Here is a 2,351-nt window from a genome sequence, read left to right on the forward strand (position 1 = left end):
GAGCTATGCAGCTCAATAGTTTCAAAGTTTTCTTCATTTTTCCCCTCCTTTAATGGATTTATTTTATACTGAGATAGCTCGTAAGCCTGTTGATATTTTTGTATTGAGATGGTGAAATGAGAGAAACAATCCCGCCATAAGAGCAGGATTGTTCATTATAACCAGAAAAAATTAAGGATAGCATTCGTATTGTTCTGGATGCTTTTTACAAAACGGGCTATTCAAGCGCTTCTTGACACTGCGCTGCGGAATAACAGCACCGGGACGACAAATGGGGAGGTTTTCGGATTTACGATTCTCGCACCAAGTCCCCCCCCCCACTTTATCACGGAAACCAGCTTGAATCATACAAGCTTCTATGGTTGCCCATGCATTGTAGCTTAACTTTTGATTTTCTGGATCGGCATCATAAGGGGTTGGCATTCCACATTCTAACAGTGCTTTTCCTACCTCTGTAAAATCTGCTCCTGGCTTCTCCCACGTAGCTATCTCTCCTGGAGGCAGCTTATTAAACTGACATCCAGCTATGATTAACAAAGTTACAGTGCTTAATAATTTTAGAGTTTGTTTCATTTTTTACTCCATGCTTTACTTGAAGGAACGTGTTCTAAATGAGATGAACCGTAAAACTTTTGGCATTTTGGACTCGCATTTCCAAGACACGTATGGACGTTATAGGGATCTGAGAACATATTCCACCATTCTTTCCACCTGTTACTACCAGGAGGTATCGTCTCATAAGTATAGCTATTGCCACCGATCACTCTGCTTACAAAGTCATATCTATGCCCATTAAAACCAACAGTGGTTTGTTTGCCTCTACTCACATAACTTAATAAACCTGCCATAGCCTCAGCGTTAGAAGCCGGTGCATAAAGATTAACATTTGTGTTATCTGCTCTATCCTGTACACCTTGTTGTTTTAAAGAATTCAGCGTATTATACAATGTCATGCCAGCACGACTATGTCCATAAAGTTCCAACCCCTTGTTGCCATAGCCATATATCAAATCTTTTGCTTCTTGTGCGGAATTGGTCAAACCCCAAAAGTTATTTTCCATAAACTTCTGATAGCCTGCAACCATCAACTCTGAAATAGCAGAATCGGCTTCAGGGAACACCACAAAATAGAGCGGTTCATTTTGATTTTTAGCGTGTTGAACCGCATAAACAGCTGCCTCTTCCGGCGGAGTAAAGATACCATTGAGGGACACATGCACCTTGCCATCAGAGCCAGCTTGTAAATGCTGCTTTTCCTCAGCCGTTAAATAATGTGCGTGAGGTATTTTTTGTCCACGAGCGTCTTTGATATACTGTCCATTTTCATCTTTGCGATAAATAATATTTCCGTTTTCATCACGGTCGACCACGGCGATGGGGTGTTCTTTGATAAACATGGTTTGATAAGCTTCATCGCTGTATTTAAACCCTTCTTCTAAGAGTTGGGTTGCCATTTCACGGTTTTCACGCACGATCTGTTCTAGCCTACCAACATCGAGTGGTTGTACAGCTTGATGGGCTGTCGCAGTGTCGCGGTTGAGGGAGGCGATGGTTTGTTCAACCCCTTGCCCTGTCAATGCCTTTTGCCCCGTTGCATCGGTAATAACGATAGTGCCATTGCTGATAGCGGATTTGGTTGCGCCTTCCTTTGTATCTTGCGCTTTGGCATGATCTAAAATATTTTTAGCAATGTTTTTCCCAATGCCATATTTGCCCCCGTACATTGCACCACCCCCAGAAATGCTTAAACCTTGGCTGCTGGTTTGAGCATGAGCACTGTTGGTGATGTCACTGGTGGTAATGCTTCCTGTAGTCAGGCTGTTTTTTTCTGCTGGTGCACTGCTGGCAATGATGCCCCCAGTCAGGGTTGTTTGGTCTTTTACCGTGAGTTCAAAGCCTCCCTCACCCGCTTTGATACCTGATTGCTCCACAACACTATGATAATCACTAGAGGATTTATCCTTGTTCAAGGAAATATTGGTTGTCGCTGCATCATCCTTTTTTCCATCATTAAACCCAATCGAAAAAGAGTTTTGCTTGCTGGAGGTTTGACCCGTATCACTGCGGCTGGTAATGATCAAATCATCCCCCACATCCACTTTGACCTGATTTCCAGAAACCACGGCACCCGAAAGTGTGGTGTGTCCCCCACTGTTGGTGTGAACAGTGCCCGTGCCACTAATATGGCTGTTTTTGTGTTGAACTTCCTCACTAGAACCTTCTCCTTGACTAAAGGAAGCATTGCCCATCCAACCTGTGCCACCAGTGCCATAGCTATATCCAACATTGACCGAAGCGCTTTGCACGCGACTTTGTGTGTCTTGGGTGTTTTGGGCACTTTCAAAGGTGAC

At 43.7% G+C, this 2,351-nt stretch carries 2 protein-coding genes; both read right to left on the bottom strand.

All coding sequences use genetic code 11. The features are described from left to right. Positions 1 to 171: 171 nt before the first annotated feature. On the bottom strand, positions 172 to 573 hold the full coding sequence (locus NPX99_RS08515; RefSeq protein WP_269031402.1) for a hypothetical protein: 402 nt from the start codon (positions 571 to 573) through the stop codon (positions 172 to 174). After that, the coding region (locus NPX99_RS08520; protein ID WP_269031403.1) for a hemagglutinin repeat-containing protein at positions 570 to 2,351 on the bottom strand (1,782 nt) is incomplete at its 5' end. The genes NPX99_RS08520 and NPX99_RS08515, both read right to left, overlap by 4 nt.

The sequence above is a fragment of the Bartonella sp. 220B genome, from assembly GCF_026930205.1.
Lineage (GTDB): Bacteria > Pseudomonadota > Alphaproteobacteria > Rhizobiales > Rhizobiaceae > Bartonella.

Bases quoted from the DNA above. Each gene is read 5' to 3' on its own strand.
- NPX99_RS08515 (WP_269031402.1), bottom strand. From the start codon at position 573: ATGAAACAAACTCTAAAATTATTAAGCACTGTAACTTTGTTAATCATA.